Annotated in this window: 4 protein-coding genes; 3 read left to right on the forward strand and 1 reads right to left on the reverse strand. The window is 65.5% G+C overall.

The window, feature by feature from the left end:
• Positions 1–116: 116 nt before the first annotated feature.
• On the reverse strand, positions 117–1940 hold the full coding sequence (locus tag HNO86_RS28580) for a glycoside hydrolase family 15 protein (protein WP_175380284.1): 1824 nt from the start codon (positions 1938–1940) through the stop codon (positions 117–119).
• Between the two features lie 186 nt (positions 1941–2126).
• On the opposite strand from HNO86_RS28580, the gene HNO86_RS28585 reads away from it, so the two are divergent.
• From HNO86_RS28585 to HNO86_RS28595, 3 genes are all read left to right on the forward strand, one after another.
• On the forward strand, positions 2127–2861 hold the full coding sequence (locus HNO86_RS28585; RefSeq protein ID WP_175380285.1) for an alpha/beta fold hydrolase: 735 nt from the start codon (positions 2127–2129) through the stop codon (positions 2859–2861).
• A 230-nt stretch (positions 2862–3091) separates the two neighbouring features.
• A complete protein-coding gene (locus tag HNO86_RS28590) occupies positions 3092–14071 on the forward strand; it encodes a non-ribosomal peptide synthetase (RefSeq protein ID WP_175380286.1) in 10980 nt (3659 codons plus the stop codon).
• On the forward strand, positions 14071–25815 hold the full coding sequence (locus tag HNO86_RS28595) for a non-ribosomal peptide synthase/polyketide synthase (RefSeq protein ID WP_175380287.1): 11745 nt from the start codon (positions 14071–14073) through the stop codon (positions 25813–25815). Before HNO86_RS28590 ends, HNO86_RS28595 begins: the two co-directional genes overlap by 1 nt.
• Positions 25816–25867: the final 52 nt, after the last annotated feature.

Here is a 25867-nt window from a genome sequence, read left to right on the forward strand (position 1 = left end):
GGGTGGCTGGCAACCGGGGATTTTTGGGGGGGGACGTGCGGTTCGTTTAAGTCATGTAGGACAGGTGGCGAACGGGCTGTTGTGGTGAGGGGCAAGGGCAAGCTCCCTCACCACACTCAAGGCTGCCAAGTCCCTTTCTCCCCACTCAACCGCCGATCCAGAAAACACGCCGCACTGATCAACGCCAGGTGCGTCAGCGCCTGGGGCGTGTTGCCCATGTGCCGCGCGCGGCTGTCGAATTCCTCCGCATACAACCCCAGCGGGCTGGCATACCTGAGCAACTGTTCGAACTCCAGATGCGCCTTCTCCACCCGGCCGGCGCGGGCCAGGCATTCGACGTACCAGAACGAACACGCGGCGAAGGCGCCTTCGGTGCCGGGCAGGCCGTCGATGTGGGTGCGTTCATTTTGGTAGCGGTAGACCATGCCGTCGCGCACAAGGGTTTTCTCGATGGCGCCCAGGGTCGAAAGCCAGCGCGGATCCTTGGCGCTGACGAATCGCACCAGCGGCATCAGCAGCATCGAACCGTCGAGGCCCGTGCCGCCGATGTGCTGAATGAAATGCCCGCGCTCCTCGTCCCAGAAGTTGTCCCAGATATCGGCATAGATCGCCTGCCGGGTCTGGTCCCAGCGGGCGAAAGGGGCGGGCAGCGAACGCTTCGAGGCCAGGCGGATCGCCCGGTCCAGCGCCACCCAGCACATCAGGCGCGAGTGCAGAAAATGATGCTGCTCGCCGCGCATTTCCCAGATCCCCACGTCTTCCTGCTGCCAGGTTTCGCAAACCTGATCCACCACCTCCACTACATGCTTCCAGCCCTCGTGGGAAATGGCCTCGCCGTACTTGTTGACAAGATACACCGCGTCCATCAACTCGCCGAAGATATCCAGTTGCACCTGGGCATACGCCAGATTGCCGATGCGCACCGGTTTGGAGCCGCCATGGCCGGACAGATGGGTGAGTTCGATTTCCGGCAGTTCCTGGCGGCCGTCGATGCCGTACAGGATGTTGAGCTTGGTCGAGTTGCCATGACAGTCGCTGACCCGCCCGCGCAACCAGCGCATGTAGGCGTTGGCTTCGCCGACAAACCCCAGGCGCATGAACGCATAGACGGTGAACGAGGCATCGCGGATCCAGGTGTAGCGATAGTCCCAGTTGCGTTGTCCGCCGAATTCTTCCGGCAGGCCGAAGGTCGCGGCGGCGAGGATCGCGCCGTGCTTGCGCGAGGTCAGCAGCTTCATGGCGAGTGCCGAGCGATTGACCATTTCCCGCCAGCGTCCGCGGTAGTTGGACTGGCCGATCCAGTCGCGCCAGAACTTCAGGGTGCGTTCCAGGCACAGGTCGGCGGCGCCTTCCTTGAAGCGCGGGTCGTCGATGGCGCCGAGCATGAACCTGGCGGTCTGCTCCTGTTCGAGGGTGAATTCGGCGAAGGCTCCGTGATCATCGACTTGTAATGCCTGATCCGCCGACAGCCGCAGGGACGGCTGATGGGTCGCCTCGAAGATCGCGTCCTGCTTGTCCAGCCGGGTGCGCGTGCGGGCGCGGGCATAATCGTGGCGCACATTGCAGCGCAGGCGGAACGTCGCGCGACCACTGACTACGCGCACCTGCCGCATCAACAGCGGCAGGCAGTCTTCAGTGTCGCCAATGGGCAGCAGGTCGGTGATTTCCACCACGGCGCGGTCGCTGAGCCAGCGGGTTTGCAGAACGTTGGTGTCGGGCAGGTAGATTTGCTCGCGACGGGCGTCGGGCAGGTCCGGGGATAGCTGGAAAATCCCGGCTTCGGGGGTGTCGAGCAGCGAACAGAAGATCGACGGGCTGTCGAATTCCGGCCAGCAGAAAAAATCCACGCTGCCCTTGTCATTGACCAGCGCGGCGCTGCGCATGTCGCCGATGATGCCGTGGGCGTCGATGGGGCTTTGGCGTTCGGGGTGGTCAGCCATTGTCGCGGGGCTCCTTTTTGCGCTGAGGGCTTAGTAGCTGACTGGTTTTGGTGGGTGGGAGTTCATTGGGTGGTGACAGGTCGGGCCTCTTCGCGGGCAAGCCCGCTCCCACAGGGTATTGTGTCCCACTAAATTTCTGCGGTGTTCATCCGTTCTCCCATTCAGACAACCCACAAGGAAAGCCCGGTGACCCAGCTGACATTGCTGTGCCTGCCTTACTCAGGCGCGAGTGCCATGGTTTACAGCCGCTGGCGCAACAAACTGCCGCAATGGCTGAAAGTGCAGCCGGTGGAGCTGCCGGGACGGGGCGCGCGTTTCGGCGAGCCGTTGCACACCGACATGCGCCGGCTGGCGCTGCAACTGGCCCAGGAACAGAAGAGCACCCTCAAGGCGCCGTATGCGCTGTTCGGCCATAGCCTCGGTGCATTGCTGGCCTGCGAGATGGCCCACGCCTTCCGTTCGCTGGGTTGCCCGGAACCGGTGGCGCTGTTCGCTTCGGGCACCGCCGCGCCGACCCTGCGCGCCGACTACGACCGCGGCTTCGCCGAGCCGAAGACCGACGCCGAGCTGATCGACCAGCTGCGCACCCTCAACGGCACCAGCGAGGAAGTGCTGGCCAATGAAGAGCTGATGAGCCTGACCCTGCCGATTCTTCGCGCCGACTTCCAGTTGTGCGGTCGCTTCGAACCCCTGCAACGGCCCTTGCTCAACTGCCCGGTGCATGTCCTGGGCGGCAAGGCCGACCGCGCCACCACCGAGCAATTGATCGGCTGGAGCAAGGAAACCCGTGGCAGTTTTTCCGTGGACATGTTGGGGGGCGGGCACTTCTTCATCCATGAGCATGAGGCCAAGGTGCTGAAGGTGATCAAGGATCAGCTTGAGGTTCATCATCGGCGGCATGCGATGGCGGCTGTGGGTTAACCCCATTCCCCAAGCCAAAAAAGAACCTTGTAGCAGCTGGCGAAGCCTGCGTCCGGCTGCTACAGGTATTGTGGTGTTCTGGGGGCCTGGTGTCCTGACCCGCTCCGCAAATCCCGCGCTCCACCTCCCCACCTGACAGTTATTCTCATTCGCTAATTTTTCCGGTCTGCATTCGTTCTATAGGGACGACGTGCCTTTGTGCTTCCCGCCACTGATCCGGATACCCAGAAATGAATGCTGAAGACTCCTTGAAACTTGCTCGCCGGTTTATCGGGTTGCCCCTGGAAAAGCGCCAGATGTTCCTTGCGGCGTTGCACAAGGAGGGGGTGGATTTCGCCCGGTTTCCGATTCCCGCCGGCGTCGAGGCCGAGGATCGTCAGGCGTTATCCTACGCCCAGCAGCGCATGTGGTTTCTCTGGCAACTGGACCCGCACAGCGGCGCCTACAACCTGCCGGGCGCGGTGCGTCTCACTGGTGCCCTGAACCTGCCGGCGCTGGAACAGGCCTTCGCCGCCCTGGTGGCGCGCCACGAAACCCTGCGCACGGTGTTCGCACCGCAAGCCGACGACAGCCTGCTGCAAGTGCCCGCCACTGAGTCATTGGCGATCAATCACGTCGACTTCAGCACCTTGCCCGCCAGCGAGCGCGAACAGGCCGTCGCCCAGGCTGCCGAACAACAATCCGTACAACCTTTCGATCTCGGCACCGGTCCACTCTTAAGAGTCACGCTGATCAAGCTCGCCGAGCAGGAACACGTCCTGCTGCTGACCCTGCACCACATCGTCTCCGACGGCTGGTCGATGAACGTGCTGATCGACGAATTCATCCGCTGCTACGACGCCTTCGACGCCGGCACGCAACCGCAACTGCCGCCGCTGCCGATCCAGTACAGCGACTACGCCCTGTGGCAGCGCCGCTGGCTGGAAGCCGGCGAGCAGGCGCGTCAGCTCGACTACTGGCAGGCGCAGCTGGGCGACGAACACCCGGTACTGGAACTGCCCACCGATCACCCGCGCCCGGCCATGCCGAGCTATCGCGGTACCCGCTACGAATTCGCCGTGGACGGCCAGCTGGCCGAGCAACTGCGGGCCACCGCGCAGCAGCACAACATCACCCTGTTCATGTTGTTGCTCGGCGCCTTCAATGTGCTGCTGCATCGCTACACCGGCCAGCGTGACATCCGTGTCGGCGTGCCGATTGCCAACCGCAACCGCGGCGAGATCGAGGGCCTGATCGGTTTCTTCGTCAACACCCAGGTACTGCGCACCCAGTTGGACGGCCAGACCCGGGTCGACGAACTGCTACAACGCATCAAGGAAACCGCCCTCGGCGCTCAAGCCCACCAGGACCTGCCGTTCGAGCGTCTGGTGGAAGCCCTGAAACTGGAGCGCAGCCTCAGCCACACGCCGCTGTTCCAGGTGATGTACAACCACCAGCCGCAGGTCGCGGACATTTCCACGGTCAGCACTCGATCCGGGCTGACGCTGGGAGTGATCGAGTGGCAAGGCCGCACCACCCAGTTCGACCTGACCCTCGACACCTGGGAGAAGGGCGGCAAACTGCACGCGGCGCTGACCTACGCCAACGACCTGTTCGACGCGACGACCATCGCGCGCATGGCGCAACACTGGACGCATCTGCTGCGGGGCATGGGCGGTGATGCCGGGCAGCGCATCAGCGATCTGCCACTGCTGGAACAGGCCGAATACCAGCGCATCGTCCATGACTGGAACCGTGCCGATGCGCCTTTCGCGCAGGACCTGTGCATTCATCAACTGATCGCCCGGCAGGTTGCCGAAACCCCGGACGCATGGGCCGCGACCTTCGGCCTTGAACAGCTCAGCTACAAGCAACTCGACGAGCAGGCCAACCGCCTGGCCCACAAACTGATCGAACTCGGTGTCGGCCCGGAAGTGCGGGTCGGCGTGGCGATGCAGCGCTCGGAGCAACTGCTGGTGGCCTTGCTGGCAGTGCTCAAGGCCGGCGGCGCCTACGTACCGCTGGACCCGGACTACCCGGCCGAGCGTGTCGCCTACATGCTCGAAGACAGCCGCGCCCTGGTATTGCTCACTGAGCAAGCCGTGGCTGAAACCCTGAGCGTTGCCGACGACACCGCCGTCGTGTTGCTGGACCGCATCGAGTTGGACGCCTATCCGACCAGCGCGCCGACCACCCGTGTCACACCCGACAACCTGGCCTACGTGATCTACACCTCCGGCTCCACCGGCAAGCCCAAGGGCGTGGCCATCGCCCACCGCAACGTGCTGGCGCTGATCGACTGGTCGCAGTCGGTGTACAGCCGCGACGACATCCAGGGCGTGCTGGCCTCGACTTCGGTGTGCTTCGACCTGTCGGTGTGGGAGCTGTTCGTGACCCTGGCCAACGGCGGATCGGTGATCATCGCCCGCAATGCCTTGGAATTGCCGCTGCTGCCGGCCCGGGATCAGGTGCGCCTGATCAACACCGTGCCGTCGGCGATCAACGCGCTGCAACGGGACGGACAGATACCGCCGAGCGTGCGCATCATCAACCTGGCTGGCGAGCCGCTGAAGCAGAGCCTGGTGGATGCGTTGTATCTGCAGGCCACCGTCGAGCACGTCTACGACCTCTACGGCCCATCCGAAGACACCACTTATTCCACCTGGACCCGCCGCGAAGCCGGCGGCCGGGCCAATATCGGCCGTCCGCTCAAGCACACCGCCAGCTACCTGCTGGACGCCGACCTGCAACCGGTGCCCCAGGGTGTGGCCGCCGAGCTGTACCTGAGCGGCGCCGGGATCACCCGCGGGTATCTGGCGCGGCCCGGCCTGACCGCCGAGAAGTACGTGCCGAATCCGTTCTCAAGCAACGGCGAGCGCCTGTACCGCACCGGCGACCTGACCCGTTATCAGGCCGACGCCAACCTGCAATACGTCGGCCGCATCGACCATCAGGTCAAGGTGCGCGGCTTTCGTATCGAGTTGGGTGAGATCGAAGCGCGGCTGCTGCAACAGGACACCGTGCGCGAACTGGCGGTACTCGCCCAGGAAGGCGCCAGCGGTCAGCAACTGGTGGCCTACATCGTGCCGAGCGATCCGGCGCTGCTAACCGACAACGATGCGCAAAACAGCCAGCGTGAAACCCTGAAAGCGGCGTTGCGTCAGCACCTGCCGGACTACATGGTCCCGGCCTTCCTGCTGTTCCTCGAACAACTGCCGTTGACCCCCAACGGCAAACTCGACCGCAAGGCACTGCCGGCGATTGACGGTTCCAGCCAGCAGCGCGAACACGTCGCGCCACGCAGCGCCCTGGAAAAATCCCTCGCGGCGATCTGGCAGGATGTGCTGGCCGTCGAGTCGGTCGGCCTGGAAGACAATTTCTTCGAGCTGGGCGGCGACTCCATCGTATCGATGCAAGTGGTCAGCCGCGCCCGTCAGGCCGGGATCCTGTTGAGCCCCAAGGACCTGTTCCAGCACCAGACCGTGCGCAGCCTGGCCCAGGCCGCCCGCACCGGCGAGCTGACGCCGATCGACCAGGGCCCGGCAACGGGCGCGGTGGCGTTGGCGCCGGTGCAGCAGTGGTTCTTCGAACAGGCCATTCCTTCGCGTCAGCACTGGAACCAGTCGCTGCTGCTTGTGCCTCGCGAGCCGTTGAGCGGCGATGCACTGGAGCGCGCCCTCGAACAACTGCTGACCCATCACGACAGCCTGCGCCTGCGTTATCAACAGGCCGACGGCGGCTGGCAGCAGACCTACGCCGCACCGACGACCGACTCGGTGCTGTGGCGCCGCGAAGCCTCATCGGTTGAAGCACTCAACACCCTGTGCGACGAAGCCCAGCGCAGCCTCGACTTGCAAAACGGCCCGCTGCTGCGCGCCCTGTGGGTGGCCATGGCCGACGGCAGCGAGCGTCTGCTGCTGGTGGTTCACCACTTGGCGGTGGACGGGGTGTCCTGGCGTGTGTTGCTCGAAGACCTTCAGCAGTTCTACACCGGTGGCAGCGTGCCGGCGAAAACCAGCAGCTACCAGCGCTGGGTTGCCGGTTTGCAGAATCATCTGGGCGCCTTTGAGCAGAGCCTCCGTCACTGGCAGACGCAACTGCAAGACGCCCCGACCGACCTGCCGTGCGAACGCCCGAACGGCGCGCTGGAAAACCGTTTCGAACACAAGCTGGAAATCCGCCTCGACAGCGAACAGACCCGCAAACTGCTGCAACAGGCCCCGGCGGCCTATCGCACCCAGGTCAACGACCTGCTGCTGACCGCCCTGGCCCGCGCCGTCTGCCTGTGGAGCGGGGAGGGCAGCACGCTGATCCAGCTCGAAGGCCATGGCCGCGAAGACCTGTTCGAAGGCGTCGACCTGACCCGCACGGTCGGTTGGTTCACCAGTCTGTTCCCGGTCAACCTCAAACCTGCCGCCGATCTTGGCACCTCGATCAAGTCGATCAAGGAACAACTGCGCGCCGTGCCGGACAAGGGCCTGGGTTACGGCGCGCTGCGTTATCTGGGCGACGCACAGACCCGCACGGAACTTGCGGCATTGCCGCAGCCACGTATCACCTTCAACTACCTGGGGCAGTTCGACCGCCAGTTCGACGAGGGCGCGCTGTTCACTCCGTCCACCGAAGGCAACGGCATCGCTCAGGATCCATCCGCGCCGCTGGGTAACTGGCTGGTGGTGGAAGGTCAGGTGTATGGCGGCGAGCTGTCCCTGAGCTGGGGTTTCAGCCGCGAGATGTTCGACACCGCGACCGTCCAGCGTCTGGCGGACGAGTATGCGCAGCAGCTCAATGCGCTGATCGAACACTGCTGCTCGCTCGAAACAGCGCAAGCCACGCCCTCGGACTTCCCGCTGGCGCGTATCAGCCAGGGGCAGCTCGACGATCTGTCGCTGACCAACCTCGAAGACCTTTACCCGCTGTCGCCGATGCAACAGGGCATGCTGTTCCACACCCTCTACGAACCGCAGGTCGGCGCCTACATCAGCCAGCTGCGCCTGGACATCGGCGGCCTGGACACCGCGCGTTTCACCCGCGCCTGGCAGGCCGCGGTCGAGCGCCACGACATTCTGCGCAGCAGCTTCCATTGGCAAGGACTCGACTCCGCGCATCAGGCAATTGCCCGTTCGGTGGTACTGCCGCTTGAAGTGCTTGAAGGCGTCGATACAGATGAATTGGCTGATGCCGAGCGGGATAAAGGATTCGAACTGGGCAGTGCACCGCTGTTGCGCCTCAAACTCGTTCAGACCGGCACCGACGCCTGGCATCTGATCTACACCAGTCATCACATCCTGATGGACGGCTGGAGCAACGCCCAGTTGCTGGCCGAAGTGATCCAGCACTACGCCGCCGGGCAGTCGATGCCTGCGCCAACCGGGCACTACCGCGATTATCTGGGCTGGTTGCAACAGCAATCGGCAACGGCGGGCGAACAGTTCTGGAAAGCCGCACTGGCACCCCTGGAAACTCCGACCCTGTTGGCCGAGGCCCTGCGCCCACCGGTGGGCGCCGAAGGCAGCGAGCAATTGCGCGCCGCTATCGACATCCGTACCACCCAGCGTCTGTCGGCATTCGCCCGCGAGCAGAAAGTCACCCTCAACACCCTGCTGCAAGCGGCGTGGAGCCTGCTTCTGCAACGCTACACCGGTCAGGATTGCGTGGTGTTCGGCGCCACCGTCGCCGGCCGTTCGGCCCCGCTGCCAGGGATCGAAGAACAGCTGGGCCTGTTCATCAACACCCTGCCGCTGGTCTGCGCGATCAAGCCCGGGCAAACCGTCAGCCAGTGGCTCGGCGAGTTGCAAGGGCTGAACCTGGCGATGCGTGAATTCGAGCATGTGCCGCTGTACGACATTCAGGGCTGGGCGGGGCAGCAGGGTTCGGCGCTGTTCGACAGCCTGCTGGTGTTCGAAAACTTCCCCGTCGCGCAGGCGCTGAAACAGGGCGCGCCGGCCGGGCTGTCGTTCGGCAACTTGCACAACCACGAACGCACCCACTACCCGCTGACCCTGGGCATCGAACTGGGCGAAGCCCTGAGCCTGGACTTCAGCTACGACAGCGCACGCTTCAGCGCCGCGCAAATCGAGCGTCTGTCCGCCCAGTTGCAGCACCTGCTGGCGCAACTTGTAGCCTCGCCGGAAAAAGCCCTCGGCACCCTGCAACTGCTCGACGCCGATGGCCAGAACGCAGTGCTCGCCATCAGCCAACCCGCCACGGTGGAGTTATCCACAACCCAACTGGCCCACGAACAAATCGCCGCTCAGGCCGCCGCGAACCCGGACGCCCTGGCCCTGCAAGTCGAAGGTCAAACCCTGACCTACGGCCAGCTCGATACCCAGGCCAACCAACTGGCCCAGCGCCTGACCGACTACGGCGCCGCCCCCGGCAAGCGCATCGGACTGGCCCTGCACCGCGGGCCGCAACTGATCGTCAGCCTGCTGGCCGTCCTCAAGACCGGCGCCGCCTACGTCCCGCTCGACCCGAAATACCCAACCGAACGCCTGACCTACATGATCAAAGACAGCCGCCTGGATGTACTGCTGTCCGAACCCGATCTGCTGCAGGATCTCCCATCCGACCTGACACGCCTCTACATCAACGACAACACGCCAACCCCTGCAGGAGCGAGGCTTGCCCGCGAAGAGGCCCGCCCAGACACCAACGATCTCGCCTACATCATCTACACCTCCGGCTCCACCGGCCAACCCAAAGGCGTCGCCATCACCCACGGCGCCCTGCGCGAGTTCTGCCAGACCGCCGCCGGCTATTCTCGCCTGACCCCCAACGACCGCGTCCTGCAATTCGCCACCTTCAGCTTCGACGGCTTCGTCGAACAATGCTTCCCGGCCCTGTGCGTCGGCGCCGCCCTGATCATGCGCGGCGACGACCTGTGGGATGCCGGCCGCCTGGCCAGCGAAATCGTCGAGCAAGGCGTCACCGTGGCCGACCTGCCCGCCGCCTACTGGTTCCTCCTGGCTCGGGAATCGGCCAGCGGCGTGGTGCAAAACCTCGGCAACCTGCGCCAGGTCCATGTCGGCGGCGAAGCCATGTCGGTGGAAGGACTGCGCCTGTGGCATCAGGCCGGCTTGAACCACATCCGCCTGCTCAACACCTACGGCCCGACCGAAGCCACCGTGGTGTCCAGCACCCACGAATGCCAACTGCACGACGCCAGCGACGCGTTCGGCATCCCCATCGGGCGCGCCATCGCTGGCCGTGCCCTGTACGTGCTCGACGCTGCGGGCCAGCTGGTGCCGGCCGAAGGCGTGGGCGAGCTGTGCATCGGCGCGCCGGCCTGTCTGGCGCAAAGCTACTTCAACCGCCCGGCATTGACCGCCGAGCGTTTCCTGCCGGACCCGTTCGCCCGTGAGCCGGGCGCACGCCTGTACCGCAGCGGCGACCTGGCGCGCTACAACGGCAACGGTGATCTGGAATACGTCGGACGCATCGACCATCAGGTGAAGATCCGCGGTTTCCGCATCGAAATGGGCGAGATCGAAGCCTGCCTGCAAGCCCGGGACGAAGTGCGCGAAGCAGCGGTCATCGCCCAGGACGGCACGCAACTGGTGGCCTACATCGTCGCCAGCGCCGCGGTGGCGAGCGAAGCGGACTATCTGCAAAGCCTCAAGGCGATCCTGCAAAAGTCACTGCCCGATTACATGGTGCCCAGCCACTTGGTCCTGCTCGACAAGCTGCCGCTGAACAACAACGGCAAGCTCGACCGCAAGTCTTTGCCTCGTGCCGAAGCAGACGCTGCACAACGCGTCTTCGTGGCGCCGGCTCAAGGACTCGAAACCCAACTGGCTCAGATCTGGCAGGAAGTGCTGCAGGTCGAGCAGGTAGGCCGCGACGACAACTTCTTCGCCCTCGGCGGTCATTCGCTGCTGGTGCTGCAAGTGATCTCCCGCGCCCGTCAGCAACTGCAGATCGAACTGTCGGTCAGCAGCCTGTTCTCGGCGGGTAGCCTGACGGAATTTGCCGAGCGCGCCGCCCGTGCCAGCGCCGGCAATCAACCGCCGCTGCAACCCGCGCAGGCCGATCAACCCAAAGTGCTGTCCTACGCCCAGCAACGCCAGTGGATTCTCTGGCAGCTGGACCCGCACAGCAGCGCCTACAACATTCCGGCCGCCCTGCGTCTCAAGGGTGCGTTGAACCGCGAAGCACTGCGTCAGGCCTTCGAGCAGTTGCAGGCCCGCCACGAAACCCTGCGCACCACCTTCGAACAGGACGGCCAACAGGCGCGGCCGGTGATTCACGGCGAACTGCCGCTGCAACTCGTCGAGCGCTCTATCGATGAGTCGGCCATCGACCATGCGGTGGCCGAGGAAATCGCCCAACCCTTCGACCTGCGCAACGGCCCGCTGTGGCGCGCCGTGCTGCTGCAAGTCGGCAGCGACGAGCACGTGCTGGTGCTCACCGTGCACCACATCGCCGCCGATGGCTGGTCGATGCAGGTGATGGTCGACGAGTTCAGCGCCCTGTATCAGGCTGCCGTCACTGGCGCTGCCGCGAACCTGAACGCATTGCCGGTGGCCTACAGCGACTACGCCCGCTGGCAGCGCGACTGGCTGGAAGCCGGGGAGGGCGCACGCCAGCTGAGCTGGTGGCGCGAGCAGCTGCAAGGCAGCCAGGCTCCCCTGGAATTGCCGAGCGAACTGAGCCGCCCGGCCCGGCGCAGCGGACGCGGCGCCAGCCTGACGCTGAACGTCGATCAAACGCTGCTGGCCGGCCTGCGAACCTGCGCGCAGGCGCAGCAAGTGACGTTGTTCATGCTGTTGCTGGCCAGCTTCCAGACCCTGCTGCATCGCCAGAGCGGCCAGTCGGGCATCAGCGTCGGCGTGCCGAGCGCTGGCCGTTCGCGCTTGGAAACCGAAGGCCTGATCGGCTTCTTCATCAACACCCAGGTGCTGCGCGCCGAGATCGACGGCCAGCAGCCGTTCAGCACCTTGCTGCAACAGGTCAAGCGCACCGCGCTGGCGGCCCAGGCCCATCAGGACCTGCCGTTCGAGCAACTGGTGGACGCCCTGCAACCGGACCGCAGCCTCAATCACAGCCCGCTGTTCCAGGTGCTCTACAACCACCAGCAGCAATTGGGCGCCAATGTCGAACGCACGGTTGGCGAGTTGCAGGTCGAACGCCTGCACTGGCAGCAACACACCGCGCAATTCGATCTGGTGCTCGATACCCAGGAGCAGGGCGACACACTGGACGCCAGCCTGAGTTACGCCAGCGACCTGTACGATGAAGCCTCGATGCAGCGCCTCGCCGAACAGTGGCTGAACCTGCTGCGCGCCGTGGTCGCCGATCCACAGCAACGGGTCGCCGAACTGCCGCTGCTGCAAGCTGCGCAATACCCCGAGCTGATCCAGCACTGGAACCCGGCGTTCCAGGCGCAACCGGCATCGCCGACCCTGCATCAGCTGTTCGAAGCTCAGGTCGCACAACGGCCGAGCGCCATCGCCCTGAGCCATGAAGGCGAGCACCTGAGCTACGCCGCGCTCAACGCCCAGGCCAACCGTCTGGCGCGCAAGCTGCGCGAGCAGGGCGTCGGCCCGGAAGTGAAAGTGGGCATCGCCACCGAGCGGGCGATGCCGCTCGTGGTCGGCCTGCTGGCGATCCTCAAGGCCGGTGGCGCCTATGTGCCGCTGGACCCGCAATACCCGGCCGAGCGCCTGAGCTACATGATCGAGGACAGCGGCATTGCACTGCTGCTGACTCAGGAACACTTGATGGAAGGTCTGCCGGCCCGCGACGGCGTGCAGGTGCTGGACCTGACGTCCCTGCAACTGGACGGCTACGCCAGCGACAACCTGCCGCCGCTGTCGACCCCGGACAACCTCGCCTACGTGATCTACACCTCCGGCTCCACCGGGCGACCGAAAGGTGCGCTGCTCAGCCACGGCAACGTCGGCCGTCTGCTGAGCGCAACGGCTGAAGCGTTCAACTTCGGCGCCGACGATGTCTGGACCCTGTTCCATTCCTACGCCTTCGATTTCTCGGTGTGGGAGCTGTTCGGTTCGCTGTGCACCGGCGGGCGCCTGGTGATCGTGCCGTACTACATCAGCCGCGAGCCCCAGGCGTTCCATCGCCTGCTCTGCGATGAAGGCGTGACCGTGCTCAACCAGACCCCGAGCGCCTTCCGCCAACTGCTGCCGATTGCCTGCGCCAGCCCGCAGAACCTCGCGCTACGCCAGGTGATCTTCGGTGGAGAAGCGCTGGAAGTGGCGAGCCTGCGCCCATGGTTCGAGCGCTTCGGCGATCAACAACCCACCCTGGTCAACATGTACGGCATCACCGAAACCACGGTGCACGTGACCTACCGTGCGATCCGCCTGGCGGATCTTGATGGCAAGGCGCAAAGCCCGATCGGCCTGCCGATCCGCGACCTGCGCTGGTACTTGCTCGACAGCCAGCTGCAACCGGTGCCGGTGGGCGTGGCGGGCGAGCTGTACATCGCCGGTGCCGGCCTGGCGCGGGGTTATCACGGGCGTTTCGGCCTGACTGCCGAGCGCTTCGTGCCGAGCCCGTTCGACCCGTCACAACGCCTGTATCGCAGCGGCGATCTGGCGCGCCAGCGCGACGACGGCAGCATCGATTACCTGGGGCGCATCGACCAGCAAGTGAAAATTCGCGGTTTCCGCATCGAACTGGGCGAAATCGAGGCCGCACTGCTGGCGCAACCCGGCGTGCGCCAGGCGGTGATCAGCGTGCACAACGCCGACGCCGGGCCGCAGCTGTGCGCCTACGTGGTGGCCGAGCAGACCCCGAGCGAGCCGATCACCTGGCGCGAGCAAATGCGCGCCGCGCTCAAGGTCGACCTGCCGGACTACATGGTGCCCAGCCATTGGCTGCTGCTCGATGAGCTGCCCTTGACCGGCAACGGCAAGCTCGACCGCAAGGCCCTGCCGCTGCCGGACGCCGAGGACTGGCAGCGTCCGTTTGAAGCCCCCGAAGGCGCGCTCGAACAGCAACTGGCGGCGATCTGGGCCCAGGTGCTGGGCGTGGCACGGATTGGCCGGCGCGACAACTTTTTCGAATTGGGCGGGCACTCGCTGCTCGCCGCCCAGGCCAGCGCCCGCGTGGAACTGGAACTGGGCATCGAGCTGCCGCTGCGCGCGCTGTTCGAAACCAACGACCTTCAGGCCTATGCCGCCATGGCCGGTCAACAGGCCCCGACTGACAACGATGCCCGTCTGGATGCGCTTGAGTCGCTCCTCGACGAGATGGAGATCAACTGATGGAACACACCACCGCCATGCGTATCGCCACCCGCTTCGCCGGCCTGCCCGCCGACAAGCGCCGCGAATTCCTGACACGCATGCAAGAGCAGGGCGTCAGCTTCGGCCAGTTGCCGATTCCGCCCGCCGCCGAACCCCGGGCCGCTTTCGAGCTGTCCTATGCGCAACAGCGCCAGTGGTTCCTCTGGCAGCTCGATCCCCAGGGCAGCGCCTACAACATTCCCGCGGCGCTGCGCCTGGAAGGCCCGCTGAATCCAGCAGCGCTGCAACAGAGCTTCGACGTGTTGCTGGAGCGGCATCAGAGCCTGCGCAGCCGTTTTGTCGAAGACGACGGGCAGGTGCTGCAGACGCTGGCGTCGGTCAGCTCGTTGGCCATCGAGCAGCATGATTTGCGCAATGAACCGCAGCCGTTCGAGTCGGCAATGAAGAAGGTCGACGCGGAGATTGCCCGGCCGTTCGATCTGCAACACGGCCCGCTGCTGCGGGTGAGTCTGTTGCAGCTGGACGCCGAGGACCACGTGCTGGTGCTGACCCTGCATCACATCGTCACCGACGGCTGGTCGATGGGCGTGCTGGTGGAGGAGTTTTCCCGCCTGTATGCCGCCCATTGCCAAGGCAAGGGCGCGGAGCTTGAAGCGCTGCCGATTCAGTATTCGGACTACGCCGCCTGGCAGAAGCGCTGGATGGAAGCGGGGGAGCTTGAGCGTCAACTGAACTGGTGGCGCAACACCCTCGGCAGCGAGCAACCGCTGCTGGAACTGCCGACTGATCGCCCGCGCCCGGCGCAACCGAGCCAGTGCGGCGCCCGCCTGGATTTCGCCCTTGACCCTCGACTGGCCAGCGGCTTGATGGCCCTGGCCAAACAGCGCGGCGTCACGCCGTTCATGCTGTTGCTGGCCAGCTTCCAGGCCTTGCTGTACCGCTACAGCGGCCAGTCCGACCTGCGCATCGGCGTGCCCATCGGCAACCGCAATCGCGCGGAAACCCGTGGCCTGATCGGTTTCTTCGTCAACACCCAGGTGATGCGCGCCGAGCTCGACGGCCGCCTGCCGTTCAGCCAGTTGCTGGAGCAGACCCGCGCCGCGTCGCTGGATGCCCAGGATTACCAGGACCTGCCATTCGAGCGTCTGGTGCAGTCGCTGCAAGGCGAGCGCAGCCTCAGCCACAGCCCGCTGTTCCAGGTGATGTTCAACCACCAGCAGGCGCGGCCGACGGCGGTCAGCGGCTTGCTCGCGGGCCTTCGGGTGCAAGCGCTGAACGCCACGGCGCCCACCACCCAGTTCGACCTGCAACTGGACACCCAGGAACAGGGCGACCAACTGTTCGCCAGCCTGACCTACGCCACCGACCTGTTCGATGCCGAACGCATCGAGCATTTGGCGCAGCACTGGCGCAACCTGTTGGCCGGCGTCCTGGCCAACCCGCAAACCCCGATTGCCGAACTGCCGGTGCTGGACGCCGACGAGCGCCTGCGCATCCTCGACGACCTCAACGACACCGCCCACAGTTATCCGGGCGACGTCTGCGTACAGCGCCAATTCGAAGCGCGGGTGATTGAAAGCCCGCACGCGACGGCGCTGGTGTTCCAGGGCCAGTCCCTGAGTTACGCCGAGCTGAACCTTCGCGCCAATCGCCTGGCCCATCACCTGCGCTCGCAAGGTGTGGGCCCGGAAGTGATCGTCGGCATCGCCTGCGAGCGTTCCTTCGAAATGGTCGTCGGCCTGCTGGCGATCCTCAAGGCCGGTGGCGCCTATGTGCCGCTGGACCCGGAATACCCGCTGGACCGCCTGAGCTACATGATCGGAGACAGCGGCATTGCGTTGCTGCTGACCCAGGACCATCTGCTGGCGCAACTGCCGACCCCGGACCACGTGCGCACCTTGTGCCTGCAAGCGGACGCCGAGTGGCTGAGCGAGCTGCCGGGCACGGATCTGCCCAACGTCGCGCTGGCGGAAAACCTCGCCTACATGATCTACACCTCCGGCTCCACCGGAAAACCCAAGGGCGCGGGCAACCGTCATGTGGCGCTGCACAACCGCATCGAGTGGATGCAGGACGCCTACCACCTGCAGCCGGCGGACCGCGTGCTGCAAAAGACCCCGTTCAGCTTCGACGTGTCGGTCTGGGAGTTTTTCTGGCCGTTGATGAAAGGCGCGACCCTGGTGATCGCCGCTCCAGGCGAGCACCGCGATCCGCAACGCCTGGCCGCGCTGATCGTCGAACAGCGCATCACCACGCTGCACTTCGTGCCGTCGATGCTCTCGGCCTTCATCGTCGCCGACGAGGCGCTGGCCTGCACCTCGCTGACCCGGATCATTTGCAGTGGCGAAGCGCTGCCGATGGAGCTGCAACGCCAGACCCTGCGCAACCTGCCCCAAGCCAATCTGTACAACCTTTACGGCCCCACCGAAGCCGCCATCGACGTGACCCACTGGACCTGCGTGGAAGAGGGCCGCGACAGCGTGCCGATCGGTCGACCGATCGCCAACCTGCGCACCTGCATCCTCGACAGCGAACTGCAACCCCTGCCGATGGGCGCGGTGGGTGAGCTGTACCTGGGCGGTGTCGGCCTGGCGCGTGGTTATCACCGTCGCGGCGCGCTGACCGCCGAACGTTTCGTGGTCGATCCGTTCAGCAGCGGCGAGCGCCTGTATCGCACCGGTGACCTGGCGCGCTACCGCGCCGACGGCGCCATCGACTACTGCGGGCGTATCGACCATCAGGTGAAGATTCGCGGCCTGCGCATCGAGCTGGGCGAGATCGAGGCGCGCCTGCAGGAACACGCCGAGGTGCAGGAAGCCGTGGTGCTGGCCCTCGACGGTCCGAGCGGCAAGCAACTGGTGGCCTATGTCGTTCCGCAGGATCGCGCGCTGGTGGCGGCCGATGCCGAGCAGCAGGGCGCCTGGCGCGAAACCCTGAAAACCCATCTGCTCGGCAGCCTGCCGGATTACATGGTGCCGGCGCAGACGGTGCTGATCGAACAGATGCCCCTGAGCCCCAACGGCAAACTGGAGCGCAAGCGCCTGCCGGCACCGACCGCGCAGGTCAGCCAGCGTGCCTTCGAAGCGCCGCGCACCGCCCATGAGCAAGTGCTGGCGCAGATCTGGCAGGAGGTGCTGGGCGTCGAGCAGGTCGGACGCCAGGACAATTTCTTCGAGCTGGGCGGCGACTCGATCATTTCGATTCAGGTGGTCAGCCGCGCCCGCCGTGCCGGCCTGAGCCTGCAACCGCGAGACCTGTTCCAGCAGCAGACCCTGCAAGCCCTGGCCACGGTGGTCAAGGAGCAGGTCGCGCCGCTGGCGCAACAGGGGCCGGTGGACGGTGCGCAGCAGCTCACGCCGATCCAGCGCTGGTTCTTCGAAGAGCCGATCCCGCAACGGGCCCATTGGAACCAGGCGGTGTTGCTGACCCCGCGTGAAACCCTGGAACTGCCGCGCCTGCAAGGCGCCCTGCAACGCCTGCTCAAGCAGCACGATGCTCTGCGTTTGCGTTTCAGCCAGATCGACGGCCAATGGTCGGCTCGTTATGTCGGCGCCGACAGTGCCGACGTGATCGACATGCTCTGGACCGCCCGGGTGGCCAGCGATGCTTCGCTCGAATCGGTGTGCGACGAAGCCCAGCGCAGCCTCAGCCTGCAGGACGGCCCGCTGCTGCGGGTGGCGCTGATTGCCCAGGCCGATGGTTCGCAACGCTTGCTGCTGGTGATCCATCACCTGGCTGTGGACGGCGTGTCCTGGCGGGTGCTGCTGGAAGATTTGCAGGCGGCGTATCAAGGTGAAGCTCTGCCGCCGAAGACCAGTTCGTTCCAGGCCTGGGCCGATAAGCTCGACGCCTATGCCCGTTCCGAAGCTGCCATCGATGAGTTGAGCTGGTGGCAGGATCAACTGGGCGGCGCGAGCGATGTTCTGCCGGCTGCCAATCCACAGGCCAGTCAGGCCGGGCATCTGCGTCAGGGCGTGAGCATCGGCCTTGATCGCGAGCAAACCCGCCAACTGCTGCAACAGGCCCCGGCGATCTATCGCACCCAGGTCAACGACCTGCTGCTGACCGCGCTGGCGCGGACCCTCAGTCGCTGGACCGGCAGCGCGTCGGCGTTGATCCAACTTGAAGGCCACGGCCGCGAAGAGCTGTTCGACGATATCGACCTGACCCGCACTGTCGGCTGGTTCTCCAGCCTGTTCCCGGTGCGCCTGACCCCGACCGCCGACCTGGGCGGCTCGATCAAGGCGATCAAGCAGCAACTGCGCGAGATCCCCGGCAAGGGCCTGGGCTACGGCCTGCTGCGCTACCTGGGCGATGCCTCGGCGCAAGCCACGCTGGCCGCTCTGCCTCAGGCGCGGGTGACCTTCAACTATCTGGGCCAGTTCGACCAGAGCTTTGCCCAGGACGCGCTGTTCTCCCCGGCGCGGGAATCCAGCGGCGCCGCGCAATCGGCCGATGCGCCGCTGCCGAACTGGCTGTCGGTGGACGGACAGGTGTACGGCGGCGAACTGAAACTGGACTGGACCTTCAGCCGTGACTGCTTCGAGCGCCGCGAGATCGAAGCCCTGGCCGATGATTTCCGCACGGAACTGCTGGCGTTGATCGCCCACTGCCTGAGCGATGGCGCGGGCGGTGTGACCCCGGCGGACTTCCCGTTGGCGCGCTTGAACCAGGTGCAACTCGATGCGCTGCCGGTGCCGCCGGCGCAGATCGAGGACCTGTATCCACTGTCGCCGATGCAGGCCGGCCTGCTTTTCCACAGCCTGTATGAGTCGGCGTCTGGCGCTTATGTGAACCAGCTCAGCGTCGAAGCCCGTGGCCTCGATCCACAGCGACTGGGCCAGGCATGGCAGGCGGTCCTCGACAGCCACGCCATCCTGCGCAGCAGCTTCCACTTCCCCGAAGGTGTCGAGGCGCCGGTGCAACTGGTGCACCGTCATCTGCCGCTGCCGTTCACCTGCCTGGACTGGCGCGAGCGCGGCGATCAGGCGCAGGCGCTCGCGCAACTGGTCGACAGCGAACGCCTGCAACTCGATCCGGGCCGTGCGCCGTTGATGCGCCTGGCTCTGGTGCGTCTGGACGACGAGCGTCAGCAACTGATCTACACCCACCATCACCTGCTGCTCGATGGCTGGAGCAATTCGCTGCTGCTCAGCGAAGTGCTGCAGCGTTACGCCGGGCTGGACGTGCCGGTGCCGAGTGGGCGCTTCGCCGACTACATCGGTTGGCTGCAACGCCAGGATGCCGAGGCTGACGAGCTGTTCTGGCGCGGGCAACTGGCGAGTCTCGATAACCCGACGTTGCTGGCCCAAAGCCTGGGTCACAGTCATCAAAGCGCAGGCTTTGCCGACCATCGCCAGACCTTCGACGTGGCCACCACCCAGCGCTTCAGCGAGTTCGCCCGTCAGCGCAAAGTCACCCTCAACACCTTGGTGCAAGGCGCCTGGGCCTTGTTGCTGCAACGCTACAGCGGCCAGCGCAGCGTGGCGTTCGGCGCCACGGTGGCGGGGCGTCCGGTGGATCTGCCGGGGGCGGAAAGCCAGCTGGGCCTGTTCATCAACACCTTGCCGGTGATCAGCAGCCCGGATGCGGTTGAGAGCGTCGAGCAGTGGCTGGGCCGCTTGCAGGCGCAGAACCTGGAACTGCGCGAGCATGAGTTCACCGCGCTGGGCGACATCCAGCGCTGGGCCGGACGGGCCGGCGAGCCGCTGTTCGACAGCCTGCTGGTGTTCGAAAACTTCCCGGTGGCCGAAGCGCTGCAACAGGGCGCGCCGGCGGGCCTGAGTTTCTCGATCCAGCAAAATCACGAACGCACCAACTTCCCGCTGACGATTGCCGCCACCGCCGAAAGCCAGCTGAGCCTGAACTGGAGCTACCAGTGCAGCCACTTCAGCGCCGAGGCCATTGCCCGCATGAGCGAGCATCTGGCGGCGTTGCTGGCGGCGATGGTCGCCGCACCCCAGGCCGCCCTGAGCGAACTGGACCTGCTGACCGTCGCCGAGCGCCAGCAGCAACTGGTGGAATGGAACCCTGCGTTCACGGCTGCGCAAAATCCGCTGTGCGTGCATCAACTGATCGAAGCCCAGGCCGACATTCGTCCACAGGCCACGGCGCTGATCTTCAACGATCTGGAACTGACGTTCGACCAGCTCAACCGCCGCGCCAACCAATTGGCCCATCGCCTGCGCGCACTGGGCATCGGTCCGGAAGTGCGGGTCGGCCTGGCGATGCAACGCTCGCCGGAAATGATCGTCGGCCTGCTGGCGATCCTCAAGGCGGGCGGCGCCTACGTGCCGCTGGACCCGGCCTACCCGGCCGAGCGCCTGAGCTACTTGATGGCCGACAGCGGTATCTCGCTGCTGATCAGCCAGTCCTGGTTGCGGGAAAAACTGCCGCTGCCGCAAGGCCTGTCGGTGCTGGACATCGACCGCGAGCCGCTGGACGCCATGGCCGACAGCAATCCGGTCAACCTGACCTGCGGCGAAAACCTCGCCTACCTGATCTACACCTCGGGCTCCACCGGCCGGCCCAAAGGCGTCAGCGTGGCCCACGGTCCGCTGGCCATGCATTGCCTGTCCATCGGCGAGCTGTACGGCATGACCCCGGAGGATCGCGAGCTGCAATTCGCCTCCATCAGCTTCGACGGCGCCCACGAGCGCTGGCTGACGCCGCTGGTGTTCGGCTCGGCGGTGATGCCCCGCGACGACGAGTTGTGGAGCGTGGAGCGCACCTGCGCCGAGATCGAAAAACACCGCATCACCATCGCCTGCTTCACCCCGACCTATCTGGGGCAAATCGCCGACTTCATGGGCGAGGCCGGGCGTGATTTGCCGATCCGTTCCTACACCCCGTGCGGTGAAGGCATGGCCAAGCATGCCTTCGACGAAGTGCAGCAGATCCTGCAACCCAAGCGCCTGATCAACGGCTACGGCCCGACCGAAACCGTGATCACGCCGCTGATCTGGCTGGCCTACCCGGACACCGAATTCGACTCGGCCTTCATGCCGATCGGCCGGCCGGTGGGCAACCGCAGCGCCTACATCCTCGACGGCGGTTTGCAGCCGTTGCCGGTGGGCGTGGCGGGCGAGTTGTACCTGGGCGGCGAGGGCGTTGCCCGGGGTTATCACCAGCGTCCGGACCTGACCGCCGAACGTTTCGTGCCGGACCCGTTCGTGCCGGGGGCGCGCCTGTATCGCAGTGGCGACCTGGCGCGGTTCCGTGCCGATGGCGTGGTGGAATACCTGGGCCGGATCGACCAGCAAGTGAAGATTCGCGGTTTCCGTATCGAGCTGGGCGAAATCGAAGCCTGCCTGCTGGAACATGACGGCGTGCGTGAAGCCTTCGTGATCGACCGCGAAGGCCCGACCAGTCGGCAACTGGTGGGTTATGTGGTGCCACGCGATCCCCAGGCCGACGAGCAGCAACTGCGTGATGCCCTGACCGCGCACCTGCGCAGCCGCCTGCCGGCGCACATGCTGCCAGCGCATCTGATGTGTCTGGATGCGCTGCCGCTGACGCCGAACGGCAAGCTGGATCGACAAGGCCTGCCGGCGCCGCAAGCCACGCGCCAACGTGAAGATCAGGTGGTCGCCGCAACAGGCGCCGAGGCGCTGCTGGTGGAGATCTGGCAGGAGCTGCTGGGTCTGGATTCGGTGGGCGTGACCGAGAACTTCTTCGAGCTCGGTGGCGATTCGATCATCTCCCTGCAAGCGGTCAGCCGCGCCGGGCAGCGCGGGCTGGTGTTCAGTCCCAAGCAATTGTTCGAGCAGCAGACCATTCGAGCACTGGCGGCGGTGGCCGGCAGTCGCGAGGGCGCGTTGGTTTCGGTACCGAAAGTCGAGGCCTTTGCCTTGGTGCCGCACATCGATATGGCCGCGCGTGAGGGGCTGCAAGACCTGTATCCGCTGTCGCCGATGCAGCAGGGCATGTTGTTCCATTGCCTGGACTCACCGGAACTCAACCCTTACGTCAACCAGCTGAGCGTCGAGGTCGACGGCTTGCAGGTGCCGCGTTTCCGCGCCGCCTGGCAGACGCTGATCGAGCGTCATGAAGTGCTGCGCGCGGCGTTCCGCTGGCGCGATGGCCTGGCCGATCCGCTGCAGGCGGTGTTCGGCGAGGTGGATCTGCCGATCGAAGAACTCGACTGGCGCGAGCATCCCGACACCGAACAGGCGCTGCGTGAGTTGGCCGAGGCCGAGCAGGCCAAGGGCTTCGACCTGAGTTGCCCGCCGCTGATGCGCTTCGTCCTGATTCGCCTGGGTGAAAACCGCCACCAGATGATCTGGGTCTACCATCACCTGCTGCTCGACGGCTGGAGTGCTTCGCGCCTGCTGGGCGAGATGCTGCGTCTGTATCACCACGACAGTCTGCCGGCGCTGACCGGTCGCTACGCCGACTACATCGCCTGGCTGCAACGTCAGGACGCGGCCCAGGCCGAAGGTTTCTGGCGCGAGCGCCTGGCGGTGCTGGAAGCACCGACCATTCTGGCCAAGGCTTCGGGTGCCGAAGGTTGCGGCCATGGCGTGATGTACAGCGACCTCGACGCCCAGGCCACGGGCAAACTGCAGCGCTTCGCCAAGGCCCAGCGCGTGACCTTGAACACCCTGGTGCAAGGTGCGTGGCTGTTGCTGCTGCAACGCCACAGCGGTCAGCGCAGCGTGGCGTTCGGCGCGACGGTGGCGGGGCGTCCGACGCAGCTCGCCGGTGCCCAGGAGATGCTCGGGCTGTTCATCAACACCCTGCCGGTGATCCAGACCCTCGACCCGCAGCAACCGCTGGGCGAGTGGCTGCGCGAGTTGCAGGCCTACAACCTGAGCGTGCGCGACTATGAGCACACGCCGCTGTCCGATATCCAGCGTTGGGCCGGGCAGGGCGGTCAGGGCCTGTTCGACAGCATCATCGTGTTCGAGAACCATCCGGTGGACCGCGCCTTGAAGGGCGGCGAGGAAGGCGAACTGCGCTTTGCCGATGTCGGCAGCGGTGGCGTGACCAACTTCCCGATGGACTTGATGGTCAGCGCCAACGATGAAGGGCTGGAGGTCGAATACCTGTATCTGCGCGATCGCTTCAGCGAAGTGGAAGTGCAGCGGATTCGGGCGCAGCTGGAAGGGTTGTTGCGCGCGTTGCCGCAGGATGCCGATTGCCTGCTGGGCAACATCGGCTTGCCCGAGGCGCGGTTGAGTCTGCCCCAGGCGTCGGCGGACGCTTGCGACTTGCTGCACAGCTTCAATCAGCACGTTCGCACTCAGCCGCAGAAAATCGCGCTGTTCTGCGAGGAGCGGGAAGTCAGCTATGCCGATCTCGATGCGCAGGCCAACGGCTTGGCGCAGCAACTGATCGCCCGTGGCATTGGTGCCGAAAGCATGGTGGCAGTGGCGTTGCCGCGTTCGGAGCGCACCATTGTCGCGTTCCTCGCGGTGCTCAAGGCCGGTGCCGCGTACCTGCCGCTGGACCTGGCTTATCCGGCCGAGCGACTGGCGTACATGCTCAGCGATTCGGCGGCGAGCCTGCTGATTTGTGACAGCGATCTGGGTGAGCGCCTGCCGTTGGCCGACAGCCCGCCGCGCTTGTTGCTCGATCAGTTGAGCGTTGTCGGCAGCAGCGAATGTCCGGTGGTCGATCCACTGCCGGGGCATCTCGCCTACCTGATCTACACCTCCGGCTCCACCGGCCAGCCCAAAGGCGTAGCCGTGGCCCGGGGGCCGATTGCCCGGCATTGCCGCGGCATCATCGACCTGTATGAACTGGCGCCGCACAGCCGCGAACTGCACTTCATGTCGTTCGCCTTCGACGGTGCCCAGGAGCGTTGGCTCAGCGTGATGCTGGCCGGTGGCAGCCTGGTGATCCGCGAGGACAACCTGTGGACGCCGGAGCAGACCTTGCAGGTGTTGCATCGCCACAGCGTCACCGTGGCCTGCTTCCCGCCGGCGTATCTGCAACAGATGGCCGAAGTCGCCGAGCGCCTGGGCAATCCGCCGGCGGTGCAGGTGTATTGCTTCGGTGGCGATGCGGTGCCGGACGCCAGCTTCGAGCAGGTCAAGCGCGCGTTGCGTCCGCAGCGTCTGGTCAACGGTTACGGCCCGACCGAAACCGTGGTCACGCCGCTGCTGTGGCGTGCCGAGGCCAGCGAGCGTTGCGAGGCGGCCTACGCGCCGATTGGCCGTGGTGTGGCCGGGCGTGGTTTGTACATTCTCGACGCGGACCTGAACCCGTTGCCGGTGGGTGTCAGCGGCGAGCTGTACCTGGGTGGCGAGTGCCTGGCCCGGGGTTATCACCAGCGTCCGGGCATGAGCGCCGAGCGCTTCATTCCCGATCCGTTCGAGGCCGGCGGGCGCATGTACCGTACCGGCGACCTGGTGCGCCAGCGTGAATGCGGGTTGATCGACTACCTCGGTCGCCTCGATCAGCAGGTGAAGATCCGTGGTTTCCGTATCGAACTGGGCGAGATCGAAGCGCGCCTGCGTGAGTGCGCCGGGGTGCAGGATGCCGCCGTGGTGGTGCACGACACGCCGACCGGCAAGCAGCTGGTTGGATACGTTGTCGGTGATGGCACTGTCGGACTGGATCGCCGTTTGAAGGCCGAGTTGCAGGGGCAACTGCCGGACTACATGGTCCCGGCGCGAATCCTGGTGCTGGAGCGTTTCCCGCTGTCGGCCAACGGCAAGCTCGACCGTCGCGCATTGCCGCAACCGGAGTGGGCCGTCGGCGGTTACCGCGCGCCGCGCAACGCCCTGGAAACCGCGCTGACCGCGATCTGGCAAGAAGTGCTCGGCGTGCCGCAGGTGGGTATCGACGACAACTTCTTCGAGCTCGGCGGCGACTCGTTGCAGGTGCTCAAGGTCATCTCCCGGGTGCGCAGCCAGCCGGAGCTGGGCTTCGAGCTGAAGCTGCGGGACCTGATGCAGAAGCCGTGCATCGCTGAACTCAGTGGCTATCAGGCTGCGGAGACGGCAAGCGCGCCGGACCCGCTGCTGGCCCTGAATGGCCGGGTGGCCAACGTGCCGGCGCTGTTCTGCCTGCACGCCGGTTTCGGTACGGTGTTCGACTACGAACCGCTGGCCCGCCGCCTGGAAGGACGGCGCACGGTGTACGGCCTGCAATGCCGGATGCTGCTCGATCCGCAGTGGCAGGACGAGTCGCTGGCGGCGATGGCCCAGGCCTATGCGCAGCGGATTCGCGCGCAGCAGGCGGACGGTCCGTACTACCTGCTGGGCTGGTCGCTGGGTGGTGCGCTGACCCAACTGGTCGCCCATGAGCTGGAAGGGCAGGGGCAGGTGGTGGCGTTTGCCGGGCTGGTCGACAGTTACGTGGCGGGCACGGCGGAAGCGGGGGACTGGCGTGAAGATTTGGCCGACTTCCTGAAGTTTGTCCTCGGTCAACCGTCTGAAGAGGCACAGAGGCTGATTGCCGCGAAAGCGACTGGCCTTGGTGAACGCGAAGGCGCCGCCGCCGTGATTGAAGCCGCCATGCACGGCGGCAACGGCCACGCGGCGCTGGGGGCCAGCGAACTGACCCAGATCTTCGCCACAGGCTCATCGCTCAAGCAACTGGCTTTGGCGCAACGGCAATTGCCGAAGGTGCAGGTCGCGGCACACCGCTGGTGGGTGGCCGGACGTGAGGATGAGCGTCGGGTGTTCGAGGCTCAGGTCGGACAGCACGGGGTGGATCGTTTGTTGGCGGGTGGGCATTACGAGTTGCTGCGTGGTGACCAATTACTCAATGAGCTTGAACACCTGCTGGAGCGCCGCCCAGTCATCGCCTGAAACGCGATCCCTTGTAGGAGCGAGGCTTGCCCGCGAAGGCGTACCTGAGATC

Source organism: Pseudomonas sp. C1C7 (assembly GCF_013359595.1).
Lineage (GTDB): Bacteria > Pseudomonadota > Gammaproteobacteria > Pseudomonadales > Pseudomonadaceae > Aquipseudomonas.

What these genes read in the sequence shown, in the direction of transcription:
- HNO86_RS28580 (WP_175380284.1), bottom strand. Translation starts at nt 1,940, where the DNA reads ATGGCTGACCACCCCGAACGCCAAAGCCCCATCGACGCCCACGGCATC.
- HNO86_RS28590 (WP_175380286.1), top strand. Translation starts at nt 3,092, where the DNA reads ATGAATGCTGAAGACTCCTTGAAACTTGCTCGCCGGTTTATCGGGTTG.
- HNO86_RS28595 (WP_175380287.1), top strand. Translation starts at nt 14,071, where the DNA reads ATGGAACACACCACCGCCATGCGTATCGCCACCCGCTTCGCCGGCCTG.